Below are 14,642 nucleotides of genomic sequence, written 5' to 3'. Positions count from 1 at the left end.
CGTCAGGCATCACGCTTGAGGGCGTTGCCCGAGCGCGGCCATTGTCATCTTTCCTTCTCCGCTCCGTCACATCGCTGCCACCGCGATTGGTTGCAATCGCAGCAAACCTCTGGAGGATGCTGCGATGCAGATAGGCGTGATTGGAGCAGGCTACGTGGGCTTGGTGACGGCGACCTGCTTTGCCGAGATGGGCAACCGGGTGATCTGCGTCGAGCGTGATCCGCAGCGGGTCGCGATGCTCTCCCGCGGTGAGGTGCCGATCTACGAACCGGGGCTTGAGGCGATGCTCAAGGCGCAGCTCGCCAGCGGCCAGCTCAGCTTCACCTCCCAGCTGCGCGCCGGCATCCGGCGCGCCGAGGTGGTGTTCATCGCCGTGGGCACGCCAAGCGGCGAGGATGGCTCGGCGGACCTGACGCATGTGCTGGCGGTTGCCGACGAACTGGGGGAACAGCTCGATCACAACTGCCTGGTCGTGGACAAGTCCACCGTGCCGGTCGGCACCGCTGGCCGGGTGGAGCAGCGTGTCAACGCGGGGCTGGTGCGGCGTGGGCTGCGTGCACGCGTGGTGGTGGCGAGCAATCCCGAGTTCCTCAAGGAGGGCTCTGCCGTCGAGGACTTCATGCGCCCGGACCGGGTTATCGTGGGCTGTGACGACGAGCGTGGCCGCGAGCTGTTGCGCCGGCTGTACGCGCCGTTCCTGCGCAACCACGACCGCCTGCTCTGCATGGGCGTGCGTGCCGCCGAGTTCAGCAAGTACGCGGCCAATGCCTTTCTCGCCACCAAGATCTCCTTCATCAACGAGATGGCCGGCATCTGTGCGCGCCTGGGCGTGGACGTCGAGGAGGTCCGTCGTGGTATCGGCAGCGACCGGCGCATCGGCACCCACTTCATCTACGCCGGCTGCGGTTACGGCGGCTCGTGCTTCCCCAAGGACGTTAAGGCGCTGATCCGCACCGCCGAGCATGAAGGCATCGAGCCGGGCATCCTGCGCGCGGTCGAAGCGCGCAACGCGCTGCAGAAGACCCTGCTGTTCCAGGCCTTGCGCGAGCACTTCAACGGTCATTTCCAGGGGCGGGTCATCGCGCTCTGGGGTCTGGCGTTCAAGCCTGGCACCGACGACCTGCGCGAAGCGCCGAGCCTGGTGCTGCTGGAGGCGTTGCTCACGGCGGGTGCGCGGGTCCAGGCCTGCGACCCGGTAGCCACTGCCGGCGTGGCTGCGCGCTACGCCGCTGCGGTCGAGTCTGGGCAGTTGCTGCTGAGCGATTCGCCCTATGCGGCGACCCAGGGAGCCGACGCGCTGGTGCTGGTGACCGAGTGGAAGCAATTCCGTCAGCCGGACTTTCCACGCATACGCGGGGCGATGCGCATGCCGGTGCTGTTCGATGGGCGCAACATCTACGACGCGGCTCAGCTGGCCGAGCAGGGATTTTTGTACCGCGGTATCGGTCGGCCAGCAGTCGGCAGTTGTAAGGCCAGCGCGGCTTGATAGACTGGGCGCGCCATTCATCCTCCATCAGGGAGTCCCATGATCAAGAAATGCCTGTTCCCCGCTGCCGGTTACGGTACCCGCTTTCTGCCCGCCACCAAGGCCATGCCGAAAGAAATGTTGCCGGTGGTGAACAAGCCACTGATTCAGTATGGGGTCGAAGAGGCACTCGAGGCTGGCCTCAGCCAGATCTCCATCGTTACCGGTCGCGGCAAGCGCGCTCTGGAAGACCATTTCGACGTCAGCTATGAACTCGAGCACCAGATCAAGGGCACCGACAAGGAAAAATACCTGGTCGGCATTCGCCGCCTGATCGACGAGTGCAGCTTTTCCTACACCCGCCAGGTCGAGATGAAAGGCCTGGGCCACGCCATTCTGTGCGGCCAGCCGCTGATCGGTGACGAGCCGTTCGCCGTGGTCCTGGCCGACGACCTGTGCCTGAACCTGGAAGGCGACAGCGTGCTGGCGCAGATGGTCAAGCTGTACAACCAGTTCCGCTGCTCCATCGTCGCCATTCAGGAAGTCCCGCGTGACGAAACCTACAAGTACGGTGTGATCGACGGCGAGATGATCCGTGACGACATCTACCGCGTCAGCAACATGGTGGAGAAGCCCAAGCCGGAAGACGCGCCGTCGAACCTGGCGATCATCGGCCGCTACATCCTCACGCCGGATATCTTCGACCTGATTCGCAGCACCCCGCCTGGCAAGGGCGGTGAAATCCAGATTACCGATGCACTGATGCGCCAGGCCCAGCAGGGCTGCGTGATGGCCTACAAGTTCAAGGGCCAGCGTTTCGATTGCGGCAGTGCCGAGGGCTACATCGAGGCGACCAACTTCTGCTTCGAGAATCTGTACAAGACCGGCAAGGCGTTCTGATACGCAGGCCGATCGACACGACGCCACCTTCGGGTGGCGTCTTGCTTTCAGGGGATCGGCATCTGCTCCGAACCCGGCCCCAGAGGCTGGCCGTAGCTGAACTCCACGTAGTTGCCTGCGGGATCGCGCAGGCCGCAGTAGAAGCCGACCGGGTAGGGCTCGTCGCGCGGCGGCCAGATCAGGCAGCCGTCGGCGGCGGCCATGGCGGCAATGCGCTCGACATCGGCGCGGCTTTCCAGCGCGAAACCGAAGTGGCTGTAGTCATCCGCGGCCAGATGCCTGTCCTGGCCACCGGGCATGATGACGAAGATGAACTGGTGTTCCTTGCCGGGTTCGGCCATCCAGACGATGCGCGTGCCCTTGCCCGGACGCTGGTGGATCACCTGCATGCCGCAGTAGCGGCGATAGAAAACGATGCAGGCGTCCAGGTCCGGTACATGGAGGGCAATGTGGGTCAGGGCAGGGCGCATGGCGTACACCTCCTGGACTCAGCTTAGCCGTTGGCTTTCGGGTATGCTGGCGACCTGTTCAAGGAGGCCGCAATGAGTTACGACTTCGATCTCTTCGTTATCGGTGCCGGGTCCGGCGGTGTGCGTGCGGCGCGTTTCGCCGCTGGCTTCGGGGCGCGCGTGGCCGTTGCCGAAAGCCGCTACCTGGGCGGCACCTGCGTGAACGTCGGCTGTGTGCCGAAGAAGTTGCTGGTCTTCGGCGCGCACTTCGCCGAGGACTTCGAGCAGGCCGAGGGCTTCGGCTGGTCGCTGGGAGCCGCGAACTTCGACTGGGCAACGCTGATCGCCAACAAGAACCGCGAGATCGAGCGCCTCAACGGGATCTACCGCAACCTGCTGGTCAACAGCGGGGTCAGCCTGTTCGAGGGCCATGCGCGCATCGTCGACGCCCACACCGTCGAAGTCGACGGCGAGCGCCACAGTGCCGAACGCATTCTCATCGCCACCGGTGGCTGGCCGAAGATTCCGGATATTCCCGGCCGCGAGCACGCCATCAGCTCCAACGAGGCCTTCTTCCTGAAAACGCTGCCCAAGCGTGTGCTGGTGGTGGGCGGTGGTTATATCGCGGTCGAATTCGCCTCCATCTTCCACGGCCTCGGCGCGCAGGCTACGTTGCTGTATCGCGGCGACCTGTTCCTGCGCGGCTTCGACGGTGCAGTACGTGAGCACCTGAAAGAGGAACTGAGCAAGAAGGGGCTGGACCTGCAGTTCAACGCCGATATCGCCAGCATCGAACGCAAGGCCGATGGCAGCCTGGCGGCGACGCTCAAGGATGGTCGCGTGCTGGACACCGACTGTGTGTTCTACGCCACCGGCCGCCGGCCGATGCTGGACAACCTCGGCCTGGAGAATGTCGAGGTGAAGCTGGACGAGCGCGGCTACATCGCCGTGGACGAGCAGTTCCAGACATCCACGCCCTCGATCCTCGCCCTGGGCGACGTCATCGGTCGTGTCCAGTTGACCCCCGTGGCGCTGGCCGAGGGCATGGCGGTGGCCCGTCGTCTGTTCAAGCCCGAGGAATACCGCCCGCTGGATTACCGCATGATTCCGACTGCCGTGTTCAGCCTGCCGAATATCGGCACCGTCGGGCTCAGCGAGGAACAGGCCATCGAGGACGGGTACAAGGTGAAGATCTTCGAGAGCCGTTTCCGGCCGATGAAGCTGACCCTGACCGACAACCCGGAGCGCACCCTGATGAAACTGGTGGTCGACGCCGACAGCGATCGCGTGCTCGGCTGCCACATGGTCGGCCCGGAGGCGGGCGAGATCGTCCAGGGCCTGGCCATCGCGCTGAAGGCCGGTGCGACCAAGCAGATCTTCGACGAGACCATCGGGGTGCACCCGAGTTCGGCCGAGGAGTTCGTCACCCTGCGCACGCCGGTCAGCCGCTGAGCGCAGCATGGAGCGACTTTTCTACATCGCCGACCTGTTCGGCGTAGCGGTATTCGCCATCACCGGCGCGCTGATGGCCGGGCGCAAGTCCATGGACCTGTTCGGCGTGCTGGTGATGGCCATCGTCACTGCGCTGGGCGGTGGCACCTTGCGTGACCTGATCCTGGACAACCATCCGGTCAGCTGGATTCGTGACGACACCTACATCCTGGTCGCATCGCTGGCGGCCCTGGGCACGGTCGCCTGGGTACGCATGACGCGACCGATTCACGAGAAGGGCCTGCTGATCGCCGACGCCTTCGGTCTCGCCGTGTTCACTGTGTACGGTACCGAGCTGGCGTTGCAGCACGGTACGCCAATCAGCACGGCGGTGATCATGGGCGTGATGACCGGGGTGGTCGGAGGCGTCATTCGCGACGTTCTGTGCAACGAGATTCCGCTGATTTTCCAGAAGGAAATCTACGCGACCGCCTGCATCGCCGGCGCGCTGACCTTCATCGCCCTGCGCATGCTGGGTACGCCGCATTGGGTGGACACGGCCGCAGCGATGCTGGTCGTGCTGGCCTCGCGTCTGGCTGCAATTCACTGGCACCTCGGGTTGCCGCGTTTTCATCTACTGGACAGGCATTGAGCATGATCGAACGACTGGATCACCTGGTACTGACGGTGGCGGATATCGACGTCACCGTCGACTTCTACGAGCGCGTCCTGGGCATGCGCCACGAGCGTTTCGGCGCCGGGCGCAGCGCGCTGGTCTTCGGCCGGCAGAAATTCAACCTGCACCAGGCAGGGCGCGAGTTCGAGCCCAAGGCGGCCAGGCCGACGCCGGGTGCCATCGACCTTTGCCTGATCACCCAGTGGTCGATGGCGCAGGTGCTGGAGCACCTGGCCGGGCAGGGGGTGTCCGTGGAGGAGGGCCCCGTTGCGCGCACGGGCGCCGTCGGGCCTATCGAGTCGGTGTATTTCCGCGATCCGGACAGCAACCTGATCGAAGTCAGTCGCTATCCCGACAACGGCTGAAACCGACGCCTCCTTCGCAGGCGCGCATGAAATTTCTTGAACCGATCGGCTGCCAGGCTGGTCAGGTTCTGTACCTAGTCTGTGAATTTGGTATGGAATCCATGATCAAGAAATGTCTGTTTCCCGCGGCCGGCTACGGCACACGCTTTCTTCCCGCGACCAAGTCGATGCCCAAGGAAATGCTGCCGGTGGTCGACACGCCGCTGATCCAGTACGGCGTCGAAGAAGCGCTCGAGGCCGGCCTGTCGGAAATCGCCATCGTCACGGGGCGTGGCAAGCGCGCGCTGGAAGATCACTTCGACATCAGCTACGAGCTGGAACACGAAATCTCCAACACCGGCAAGGAGAAGTCCTTGAGCGGTGTTCGCCAACTGATCGATGAATGCACCTTCTCCTACACCCGCCAGGTGGAGATGAAAGGCCTGGGGCATGCCATCCTCACTGGCCGCCCGCTGATCGGTGACGAAGCGTTCGCCGTGGTGCTGGCCGATGACCTGTGCCTGAACCTGGAAGGCGACGGCGTACTGAGCCAGATGGTCAAACTCTACGAACAGTTCCGCTGCTCGATCGTGGCCATCCAGGAAGTGCCGATGGAGGACGTGTCGCGCTACGGTGTGATCGCCGGTGAGGCGCTGCGTGACGATATCTTCCGCATCGAGCGCATGGTGGAGAAGCCCAGACCGGAAGACGTGCCGTCGAACCTGGCGATCATCGGGCGCTACATCCTGACGCCGGATATCTTCTCGCTGATCGAGCAGACCGAGCCCGGCAAGAGCGGCGAGATCCAGATCACCGACGCCTTGATGAAGCAGGCGCAACAAGGCTGTGTGCTGGCATACAAGTTCAAGGGCCAGCGTTTCGACTGCGGTTCGGCCGAGGGCTACGTGCAGGCGACCAACTTCTGTTTCGAGAACCGCCACAGGACGCACCCGGTGAGTGCGGCGAACGCACGCCTGAAGGCGGTATCGGCCTGAGCGAGCGGTTGCGTCTCCATCGGACGAAAGCGCGTCGTGCTGCTCGACGCGCTGCCGCTCATGGGATCAGGCGCCCGATACTCGGCGGTGGCAGGTAGCATCCGCCCTGGGGCGCAGGACAGACGAGCAGGGTCATCTGGGGCTGGGGACGCGACATGATCAATGTGCCGGCCAGGCCGACAATCACGGTAACGGCGAGCAGCGTGCAGCAGGTGGAGGTCTTCATGGCGCACCTCAGGCTGGGCGCTTCACCTGCGGGGCAGGCCAGCGCGGTTGTTGTTGTGCCTTCACCTTAGGGCGCCTCGGAAAGAGCGTCCTCGTCCGAGTGAACTAGATCGCCTCCGTGCCTGTGCGCGCAGGCACTTGCCGCCTGCGGCGCGCGAATGCAGCGGTGCTCCAGCGCTCGGCGCGGAACAAGGTTGCTGTTCGAGTACGATGAGAGGGAGGGGCCAGAAGATCCCGCCGGGGGAGTTGGCGAGACCCTGGCCGTCACGCGCAGCCGAGCTGTCGGAGCTTCCTCGAGCAATCCGCCGCGCCAACGGGCGCCGTCTTCAGCCTTTCACCACATATTCATGGCGTTCGGCGTTCTCGCGCGGGACTTCGGCGGCATCGACATAGAACTGCTCGTACCACTTGCGCAGCTGGTAGACCGGGCCGTCGCCGTCACACAGCAGCGGATTGTCGACTCGGGTCTTGCTCTGCCAGATCGCCACATCCTCGTAGAAGGCGGCGCGCGCCTGCTCGACGTAGGCCATGGCCATGGCGCGGTTCTGCTCCTCGCTGAGGCCGGGGATTTTCTTCACCAGCACACCGTAGCGCAGGGTGAAACTGTGCTGGTTTATCGGCACATGGCAGTTGAGCAGGATCGAATGGATGGCCTGCCCGGCCATAGAACCGGTCATGTCAGTGATCTGGTAGGCAGGGCCATAGTAGGTGGCCACCGTGACCAGCTCGGCATCGCCGGACAGGCGCGCGCTGGTGCCGCGCATGCTCTGCTCGGCGACATGCCCCTCGAAGGTGTTGCTGAAGTAGTGCAGTGGCGCGCCATGCACGCTGCCGAAGTGCGCCATGTCTGCCACGTTGTCCACCAGCTCGCGGCAATTGGTCGCGATGGTCATTTCGGCGATGGCCCAGCTGGCCCAGGCTTCGTCGTAGCAGGCATCGATACGTGGGATGGCTTGCTCGGCACGTGGTGGATTGCCCTCCGGGTCGTGCCAGACGAACAGCAGGTGATTCTGCTCCAGAACGGGCCAGGCCTTGATCCTGGCCCGTGGCGGGATGCGCTTGGCGTACGGGATGTCGTCGCACACGCCATCGGCGCCCCAGCGCCATTCGTGGAAGGGGCAACGTAGCGAGTTACCCTCGACGCAACCTTCGCTGAGATCCGCCCCCATATGCGGGCAATACCCGTCGAGAATATGCAGCTGGCCGTCCTCGCCCTGGAATGCGACCAGGCGGGTACCAAAGGCATCGATACGATGCGCCCGACCGTCGCGGTAGTCGTTGGCCAGGCCCAGGCAGTGCCAGCCACGGGCGTAACGCTCGGGGAGCTGTTTCACTTCGATTCGGTGCAGTGCGGGCATCTTGTGTTCTCCGTTGGCGCGCATGGGTAGGTTGTGCACGCTCTGGATTCTGCGGCCTGAGTTGCGCCAGGCATCGTCTGAATGGACGATGCCTGCGGTCGTTGCCCCGGCTCTACTGACACCACGAGAACGAGGAGTGGAGGTCCAGATGAGCGACACTGACGCTCGCGTAGCCGTCATCACCGGGGCTGCCAGCGGCATCGGCCGCGGGCTGGCCGAATACGCAGCCAGCCAAGGCCTGAGGCTGGTCCTGGGAGATATAGATGCGGCCTGTCTGGCCACCGTAGCCGAGATGCTGAGTGAGCGCGGGGCTGAAGTTGCCTGGCAACTGACAGACGTCAGCCAGCCGCAGCATCTGGAGACGCTGCGCGATCTCGCCGTACAGCGCTTCGGCGGCGTCGACCTGCTGTTCAACAATGCCGGGATCATGCAGACCGGGCTGTGCTGGGAGGTCGATGCGGCCAAGTGGCAGCGCATGCTCGACATCAATCTGAATGGTGTGCTCAACGGCATTCGCAGTTTCATGCCGCTGCTGCTGCAGCAGAAGCGCCCGGCCCATGTGATCAATACCGCGTCCCTGGCGGGCCTGATCAACAGCCCGCTGCTGGGGCCTTACAACGTCACCAAGCAGGCGGTGGTCGCGATCTCCGAGACCCTGCATTACGAGCTGGCCATGCTCGATGCGCCGATCGTCGTCTCGGTGCTCTGCCCGGGGCCGGTAGCCAGTTCGATCATGGAATCCAACAGCCGTATCGGTGATGCGGATGCACAACTCGACACGCTGCTGGGCAGCCGTATCCGCGAAGGCATGAGCCCCCTGGAACTGGCGCAACAGGTATTCGCTGCCATCGACGAGCAGCGCTTCTGGATCTTCCCGCACAAGTTCTTCAAGCCAGCCCTGCAGCGACGCCTGCAAAGCATGCTCGACGAGACCAACCCGGTCTTGCAGTTGGCACAGGAGTAGGGCCATGCCTCTCGACAGTCAGATCGCTGCCGTCCTTGCCCAGTTCAGCAGCTTGCCGCAACCCGACTTCAGCCAGCTCGATGCGGTCAGTTACCGCAAGGTCGTCGACCACATGATGCCGTTGCTAGCCGGCGCCGAGATGAGCGAGGTGCGCGCGCTGCAGGTCGCGGGTGGGGATGGTCCGCTGGAGGCACGCCTGTATCGGCCGAAAGCGGAGGCAGGCCTGCCGCTGCTGGTGTTCTTCCACGGCGGCGGCTTCGCCTTCGGCACTCTCGATACTCACGACAACCTGTGCCGCAGCCTGGCCAAGCAGTGCGATGCCGTGGTGGTCTCGGTCGCTTATCGGCTGGCTCCGGAGAGCAAGTTTCCGGCTGCGCCGCTGGACTGCTACCAGGCCACCCTGGACCTGGTCGAGCGTGCTGCCGAACTGGGTGTGGACGCCTCGCGTCTGGCCCTGGTCGGCGACAGCGTCGGCGCCAATCTGGCCATAGCCGTGGCGCGTCAGGCAACTGCTGGTACGCCGCGCATCACCGCGCTGGGCTTGCTCTATCCCGTTACCGACGGTTTCTGCGCCAGCCCCTCCTACCAGGAGCTGGCCGAGGGTTTCTTCCTCAGTCGCGAGCAGATGCACTGGTGCTGGCGCCAGTATCTGAGTCACCCGGAGCAGGCGGCCGATCCGCTGGCCTCACCGCTGCTGGCCGGCGACCTGGAGCGGTTGCCAGCCACTGTTCTGCTGACCGCCGAGTTCGATCCCCTGCGCGACGAGGGCGAAGCCTTTGCCGAGCGCTTGCGTCAGGCCGGGGTAAGGGTGCGGAGCAAATGCTGCGCCGGGATGATCCACGGTTTCGCCAGCATGGCGCCTTTTGTCGAGCGTGCGGCGGTCGAGCTAGCGGAGTTCGCTGTCGACCTGCGTCAGGCGTTGAACTGAGGCAGCGTCCATGCAGTTCGACAGTGTGCACCAGCTGCTGGAAACCCTGCGTGCCGGCGGCATGGTGGTCATCACCGATGACGAGCAGGATGGTGAAGGCTCGCTGCTGATGGCTGCCGAGCATACCGACGCCGAGGCAGTGAATTTCATGGCCATGCATGCCCGTGGCCTGATCTGCCTGGGGCTGAGCGAAGCGCACTGCAAGCGGCTTGGACTGGATCTGATGGTGCCGCACTCCCGCGCCACGCATGGCATGGGCTTCACCTGTTCGATCGAGGCGCGCGAGGGTGTGAGCACCGGCATCTCGGCGGCGGACCGCGCACATTCGATTCGGGTGGCGATTGACCCGGGCAGCGTAGCCGCTGACATCGTTCAGCCAGGACACGTGTTCCCGGTGCAGGCGCTGCCTGGCGGCGTGATGCAGCGCGCCGGGCATGCCGAGGCGGCCTGCGACCTGGCACGCCTGGCCGGCTTCCAGGCAGCGGCTACGCTGGTCGCAATCCTTGACGAGCGTGGCGATCTGGCCCGCGGTGAGACCTTGCAGGCCTTTGCCCGGCATCATGCTCTGCCGATCTGCAGCATCGCCGAGCTGATCCACTACCGGATTCTTCACGAGGGGACCATTCGTCGTGGTGGACAGTACTCGTTGACGACCCGCCACGGCGAGTTTCGCGTGCTGAGCTTCCAGGACACCTACCAGGGGCAGTTGCACCTGGCGCTGGTCCGTGGCGAGATCGAACGGGAGCAACCGACCCTGGTCAGGGTGCAGATGATGGAGACCCTGCGCGACGCCCTGGGCTGTGACTGCCAGGCAGCATCACCGCAATGGAACCTCGATCGTTCACTGGCGCATATCGCCGCTGTCGGCAAGGGTGTGCTGGTGTTGCTGGCCCAGCGCGAGAATCCCGAGGCGATCATCGAGCAGCTGTGGCTGCACGGTGCGGGGCTGTCACGTACGCCGCGTTTCCCACAGCGGACCCTGGGCATCGGCGCACAGATCCTGCGCGATGTCGGTGTGCGCCGCATGCAGCTGATGAGCGCTCCGGTACCCTACAAGGCGGTGTCCGGCTTCGAGCTGGAAGTGGTCGAGTTCGTGCCCTTCACCTGCTAACGCCGCAGGAATCTCCCGTTTGTTCATGCGCCCCTGGCATTCGCCTGTCAGAGGGCAGGCCCGCTGCTGCAGCCTGTGGTCGTTCACTCTGCTATCGCCGGCCATGCCTGGGCAGCTCAGCATGGCGCTGCCTCCGCTCTGCGGCCAGCCGGGGTTGTGACACTGGCCTCGACTGGCCGCGGCCGCCAGCGATTCCGGGGGCGACGATCGCCTGGATGGTGCGAAGACCGCACGGGCCATCGAGGACATCTGCAGCAGGGCCCGGCGCGGTTGCTGCACGTGCGGGATCGGCGTCATGTCGATGGCAGTGGATAGCGCACCGTCGCCAGCCTCTTGAAGATCACCAGGCGCATGCTGTGGTGCCTGCCAGACAGTTGCGCCAGCGGGTGACCCTTTCGCAGCGTGGCTGCTGGACACTAGCAGGGGCGGGTGGTTGTCGCCGAACGGGGAGTCGGGAGGCTCAGACGAACCGGGCCCGGACGCTACAGCGACCGGGCCCGGCGAGGCGAAACATGCCCTCTTGCAGGCACGCTTTCAGGAAGTGTCTTAGCGGGTGCCCAGCTTGCGCAGATAGGAGGGGGAGAACTCGTCCTCGGCGAAATGACTGACGTTGAGCAGGGCCGGTTTCTGTCCATCGAGCAGGCGGTCGACCATATAGGAGCCGGCGATCAGGTCCTGGTAGATGCCCAGACGCGCATGGAAGCGCTTGGCATCGTAGGCGTAGATCGAGGTCTGCATGTTGGTCCGCCAGAGTTGTCCACGGCCGTCGTAGTTGTCGGCCATGACGGCGGCCCAGGTGTCCTCGTCAAGGTAGATCACCCGTCTGTCGTAGATATGCCGGGTACCGGCCTTGACCTTGCCTTCGACTACCCATACCCGATGCTTTTCATAGCGCATCAGATCGGGATTGACGTGGCCAGAGGTAGAAATGACCTGCTCCAGGGTCACGTCTGGCGCATCGATGCGGTAGTTGTTGTAAGGGATGAACATTTCCCGCTTGCCGATGATCTTCCAGTCGTAACGATCCGGCGAACCATTGAACAGGCGGTCCTCGTCGTAGGTGCGAAAGCCACCAGCGCCATAGGGCGAGTCATAGCCGACGGTAGGTGCCCGGCGCACACGGCGCTGGCCGGGCGTGTACTGCCAGGCCTGGCGCGGCTGGCTGTAAGGGTCGATGAATTCGTGCCCGGAAATGATCTCGCCTTTCTTGCGCACCGGGGCCAGGTTGGTGACCATGAAGTTGGTGAACAGCCCGTTGGCCTTCTCCAGCGAGTAGCTGGGGTCCGACCATACCGCCTGGATCTTGTAGTTGACCTTGTCGATGACGCGGTTGCCGTCCGCGTAGTTCACCACCTGAACGTAGTTGGCTTCCTCGGTGAAGGCACGACTCTGCATGGTGTGGTTGAGCAACAGCTCGACGCCGCTTTTCGGAATAGGGAAGGGCGAGGCACCCCAGGCATTCACGGTTCCATAACCGTTGTCCGCCAGTTCGGCGTTCAGCGCGTTCTTTTTGATGAGTTGGTCGACGACCGGGTCGATGCGAAAGTCGCGGTGGCTCGGGTAGACCGGAATGCGGAAGCTCTGCGGATAGCGCTTGAGCAGCGCCTTCTGGCCGTCGCTGAGGTTTTCGGCGTACTGTTCCACGTTGCTCGAGGTGATGACGAACAGCGGCTTCTCATTGGCATAGGGGTCTGCGTAGGGCGTGCCCGGGCCGGCGAACTTCACGTGTGGCGGCACGCCCAGCCACTTGCCGCTCCAGGCCGGGATGCTGCCGTCGGCATTGCCGGCCTTCTCCGCACCGATAGGGGTGAGGTCCTGGCCGAGGCGCGCGGCTTCGGCCTCGCTGACCTTGGCCTGGACGCTCAGACAGCTGCACAGCAGGGTAGCGGCCAGGGCCGCGTTGATCATGCTTGGGGTATTCATGGGGTTCTCCTCCGTCCGGCTCAGAAGCGGTACTTGAAGTTCAGGGCGACGTTGTCGCGGTCGGCCAGGCCGGTGTTGTTGGGGTTGCCCAGATAGGCGTTGTAGCGCGCTTCTACGGTGAAGTTGTCGAGGTAGCGCCAGGAGGAGCCGATACTGAAACGGTTGTCGTGGGCGCCGTCGTTGATGGCACCGTTGATCGCACTGTCGCCATTGGCAGCGCTGCTGAAGGTAATGGGCACGGACATGTCCCAGCCGCTGAAGACGTTGTTGTAGTCGAGCGTCACCTGCACGGTATAACCCCAGGCGTCTCGGTCCAGGGCCAGGCTGTCGGAGCTGGAGCCGGGCAGGATGAAACCCGGGAACAGTTCGATCGGTTCCGAGGTGTCGTTATCCAGCACGTGGATGTGCACCACTTCACCTGCCAGGGTGATGTTGTCGGCGAAGCGGGTCGGACCGAACACGTACACGGTCGACAACTGGCTCTGCAGCGTCTTGCCCCGTACCGGCGTGGAGAACAGATCGTCGACCATCACCGACTGGCCATCGCGATAGCTGACCTCGCCTGCAATGCTGGCGTCGCCGATGTTGGTGGCGAAGCTCACGCCATACAGGTCGATGTCGTCGAAGTAGCGCACCTGGTAGTGGCCAGTGAGCGAGGGACGGAAATCCAGCGATGGTTGCTTGTCGTGGAAGCGCACGTAGTAAAGGCCGAACTCGGTGTTGTTCAGCGATTCGGCGGTGTAGGTCAGCGCCACGCCGTACTGACCGCTGTCGCTCGGCTCCTCGTCGTCGAGACGCGTGAGGAAGCCCGAGGCATCGTTGAATCCACCTTCGTCGATGTAGTCGGTGCTGGAGAAGTAGCTGCCGACCCCGAACAGCTCGGTCTTTTCCCATTTGTACTGATAGTACGCCTGCAGGTTGAGTGCATCGGTCAGGTTGATCTGGCCGAACACCTGACCGACCGGCAGGAGAATCTCCTTGACCTCCACCCCCGGGGTGGTGGACTTGGTCGCATCGACCGGGCTCTGAGCACCGGAAATCCCTGGGTAGAACATGCTCTCGCCCCAGCTCACGACCTGATCGCCGACGCGCAGGTTGAGGTTGTGGCCGGCGACGCGCCAGTTGCCATAGACGTAGGCGTCGAGCATGCGCAGGTCTTCGCGATGCTGGTCGACGGTATCGTCGGAGAAACGGTTCGGGCGGGAGCAGCGGCCACCCGCGAAGCAGTTGGAGGTGCCCGTACCGTTGTCGTTGCTCTGGTCGTAGACGTTGTCGTAGAAGCCCGTCGCACGCAGGAACACGCCGTAGTCCTGGCGCCAGTTGAAGTTGGCCTCGGTGACAAAGCTGATCCGGTTGTTGATCAGGCTGCCTTTGTCGAAGGCGTTGTTACCGTCATTGCCGTCGACATTGGCCAGCAACTTGTCGTCGCGGTCCTCGACCCGCCAGGCCAGGCTGTAGGACAGGGTGGTGTCCAGATCAATACTCAGGTCTTCGCTGGGCTGGAAGGTCAGGGCGTGAGCCTGACCCGCCAGCGCCAGAGTGGCCAGTTGGATGGAGACGTGTAGTGGTCGCAAGGCGCTTGTTGTTTTTATCATCTTGTCCTCGTTGGCGGTCGGTTGACCCCGACCAGCATCTCGGGTGAAGGGGATACAGCCAGGTGCCACTATGAAATCGCGCATCGGGGGCAACATCGTCCAAGCAGACTAACCTGAATGCACGGCCTGCGGCCGCTGCCGGCAGCTGCCACGGGGTTGCTGACGCGTTTCCAGCACATGAATGACGGAAAGGGAGCGCACGCCCACACCCGGACACCGCCGCAGCGTCAGCAACAGGGGCGCGCAGGTTGGCCGGCGCTCCAGAACGCACGACTTGG

Annotated in this window: 14 protein-coding genes; 9 read left to right on the top strand and 5 right to left on the bottom strand. The window is 63.9% G+C overall.

Going from position 1 to position 14,642, the window contains the following annotated elements; translation table 11 throughout:
- Positions 1 to 124 precede the first annotated feature (124 nt).
- Both EPK82_RS04220 and galU (EPK82_RS04215) read left to right on the top strand, forming a co-directional pair.
- Positions 125 to 1,486, top strand: coding sequence for a UDP-glucose dehydrogenase family protein (locus EPK82_RS04220; RefSeq protein WP_134675865.1), 1,362 nt, complete (start codon positions 125 to 127; stop codon positions 1,484 to 1,486).
- A 39-nt stretch (positions 1,487 to 1,525) separates the two neighbouring features.
- Positions 1,526 to 2,365, top strand: coding sequence for a UTP--glucose-1-phosphate uridylyltransferase GalU (galU, locus tag EPK82_RS04215; RefSeq protein ID WP_037056659.1), 840 nt, complete (start codon positions 1,526 to 1,528; stop codon positions 2,363 to 2,365).
- Positions 2,366 to 2,412: 47 nt separating this feature from the next.
- Here galU (EPK82_RS04215) and EPK82_RS04210 read toward each other — a convergent pair whose 3' ends face one another.
- Positions 2,413 to 2,835 (bottom strand): VOC family protein, encoded by a 423-nt coding sequence (locus EPK82_RS04210; RefSeq protein ID WP_134675864.1) that lies wholly within the window; start codon positions 2,833 to 2,835, stop codon positions 2,413 to 2,415.
- Between the two features lie 72 nt (positions 2,836 to 2,907).
- On the opposite strand from EPK82_RS04210, the gene gorA reads away from it, so the two are divergent.
- The 4 genes from gorA to galU (EPK82_RS04190) all read left to right on the top strand — a co-directional run bounded on the left by gorA (position 2,908) and on the right by galU (EPK82_RS04190) (position 6,260).
- On the top strand, positions 2,908 to 4,266 hold the full coding sequence (gorA, locus tag EPK82_RS04205) for a glutathione-disulfide reductase (protein ID WP_037056656.1): 1,359 nt from the start codon (positions 2,908 to 2,910) through the stop codon (positions 4,264 to 4,266).
- 7 nt (positions 4,267 to 4,273) lie between these two features.
- A complete protein-coding gene (locus tag EPK82_RS04200; RefSeq protein WP_037056654.1) occupies positions 4,274 to 4,897 on the top strand; it encodes a trimeric intracellular cation channel family protein in 624 nt (207 codons plus the stop codon).
- Between the two features lie 2 nt (positions 4,898 to 4,899).
- Positions 4,900 to 5,286, top strand: coding sequence for a VOC family protein (locus EPK82_RS04195; RefSeq protein ID WP_037056652.1), 387 nt, complete (start codon positions 4,900 to 4,902; stop codon positions 5,284 to 5,286).
- Between the two features lie 101 nt (positions 5,287 to 5,387).
- Entirely contained in the window at positions 5,388 to 6,260 is an 873-nt protein-coding gene (gene galU / locus EPK82_RS04190; protein ID WP_134675863.1) for a UTP--glucose-1-phosphate uridylyltransferase GalU, read from the top strand.
- A gap of 58 nt (positions 6,261 to 6,318) precedes the next feature.
- Here the strand turns inward: galU (EPK82_RS04190) and EPK82_RS24735 are convergent, their stop codons facing one another.
- Together EPK82_RS24735 and EPK82_RS04185 are read right to left on the bottom strand one after the other, a co-directional pair.
- On the bottom strand, positions 6,319 to 6,486 hold the full coding sequence (locus tag EPK82_RS24735) for a hypothetical protein (RefSeq protein WP_156049331.1): 168 nt from the start codon (positions 6,484 to 6,486) through the stop codon (positions 6,319 to 6,321).
- A 325-nt stretch (positions 6,487 to 6,811) separates the two neighbouring features.
- Complete coding sequence (locus EPK82_RS04185; protein ID WP_134675862.1) at positions 6,812 to 7,843, bottom strand: Rieske 2Fe-2S domain-containing protein; 1,032 nt, start codon at positions 7,841 to 7,843, stop codon at positions 6,812 to 6,814.
- 148 nt (positions 7,844 to 7,991) lie between these two features.
- Here EPK82_RS04185 and EPK82_RS04180 point away from each other — a divergent pair, with 148 nt between their 5' ends.
- Genes EPK82_RS04180 through EPK82_RS04170 form a run of 3 tightly spaced genes read left to right on the top strand, consistent with a single transcriptional unit; the run spans position 7,992 to position 10,846 of the window.
- Complete coding sequence (locus EPK82_RS04180; protein WP_134675861.1) at positions 7,992 to 8,807, top strand: SDR family NAD(P)-dependent oxidoreductase; 816 nt, start codon at positions 7,992 to 7,994, stop codon at positions 8,805 to 8,807.
- A gap of 4 nt (positions 8,808 to 8,811) precedes the next feature.
- Positions 8,812 to 9,735 carry an alpha/beta hydrolase gene (locus EPK82_RS04175; protein ID WP_134675860.1) on the top strand — a complete coding sequence of 308 codons (924 nt, stop codon included), beginning with the start codon at positions 8,812 to 8,814 and terminating at the stop codon, positions 9,733 to 9,735.
- Between the two features lie 10 nt (positions 9,736 to 9,745).
- The gene (locus EPK82_RS04170; protein WP_134675859.1) at positions 9,746 to 10,846 is read left to right on the top strand and encodes a 3,4-dihydroxy-2-butanone-4-phosphate synthase; all 1,101 of its coding nucleotides are present in this window, start codon (positions 9,746 to 9,748) and stop codon (positions 10,844 to 10,846) included.
- 546 nt (positions 10,847 to 11,392) lie between these two features.
- On the opposite strand, the gene EPK82_RS04165 is transcribed toward EPK82_RS04170, so the two are convergent.
- Complete coding sequence (locus tag EPK82_RS04165; RefSeq protein WP_134675858.1) at positions 11,393 to 12,769, bottom strand: DUF1329 domain-containing protein; 1,377 nt, start codon at positions 12,767 to 12,769, stop codon at positions 11,393 to 11,395.
- A 20-nt stretch (positions 12,770 to 12,789) separates the two neighbouring features.
- Entirely contained in the window at positions 12,790 to 14,364 is a 1,575-nt protein-coding gene (locus EPK82_RS04160; protein ID WP_134675857.1) for a DUF1302 domain-containing protein, read from the bottom strand.
- Between the last annotated feature and the right edge of the window lie 278 nt (positions 14,365 to 14,642).

Source organism: Ectopseudomonas khazarica (assembly GCF_004521985.1).
In the GTDB taxonomy this organism is placed as follows: Bacteria; Pseudomonadota; Gammaproteobacteria; order Pseudomonadales; family Pseudomonadaceae; genus Aquipseudomonas; species Aquipseudomonas khazarica.
The sequence above is the reverse complement of the archived record's forward strand: the minus strand, read 5'-3'. Positions and strand labels throughout refer to the sequence as shown.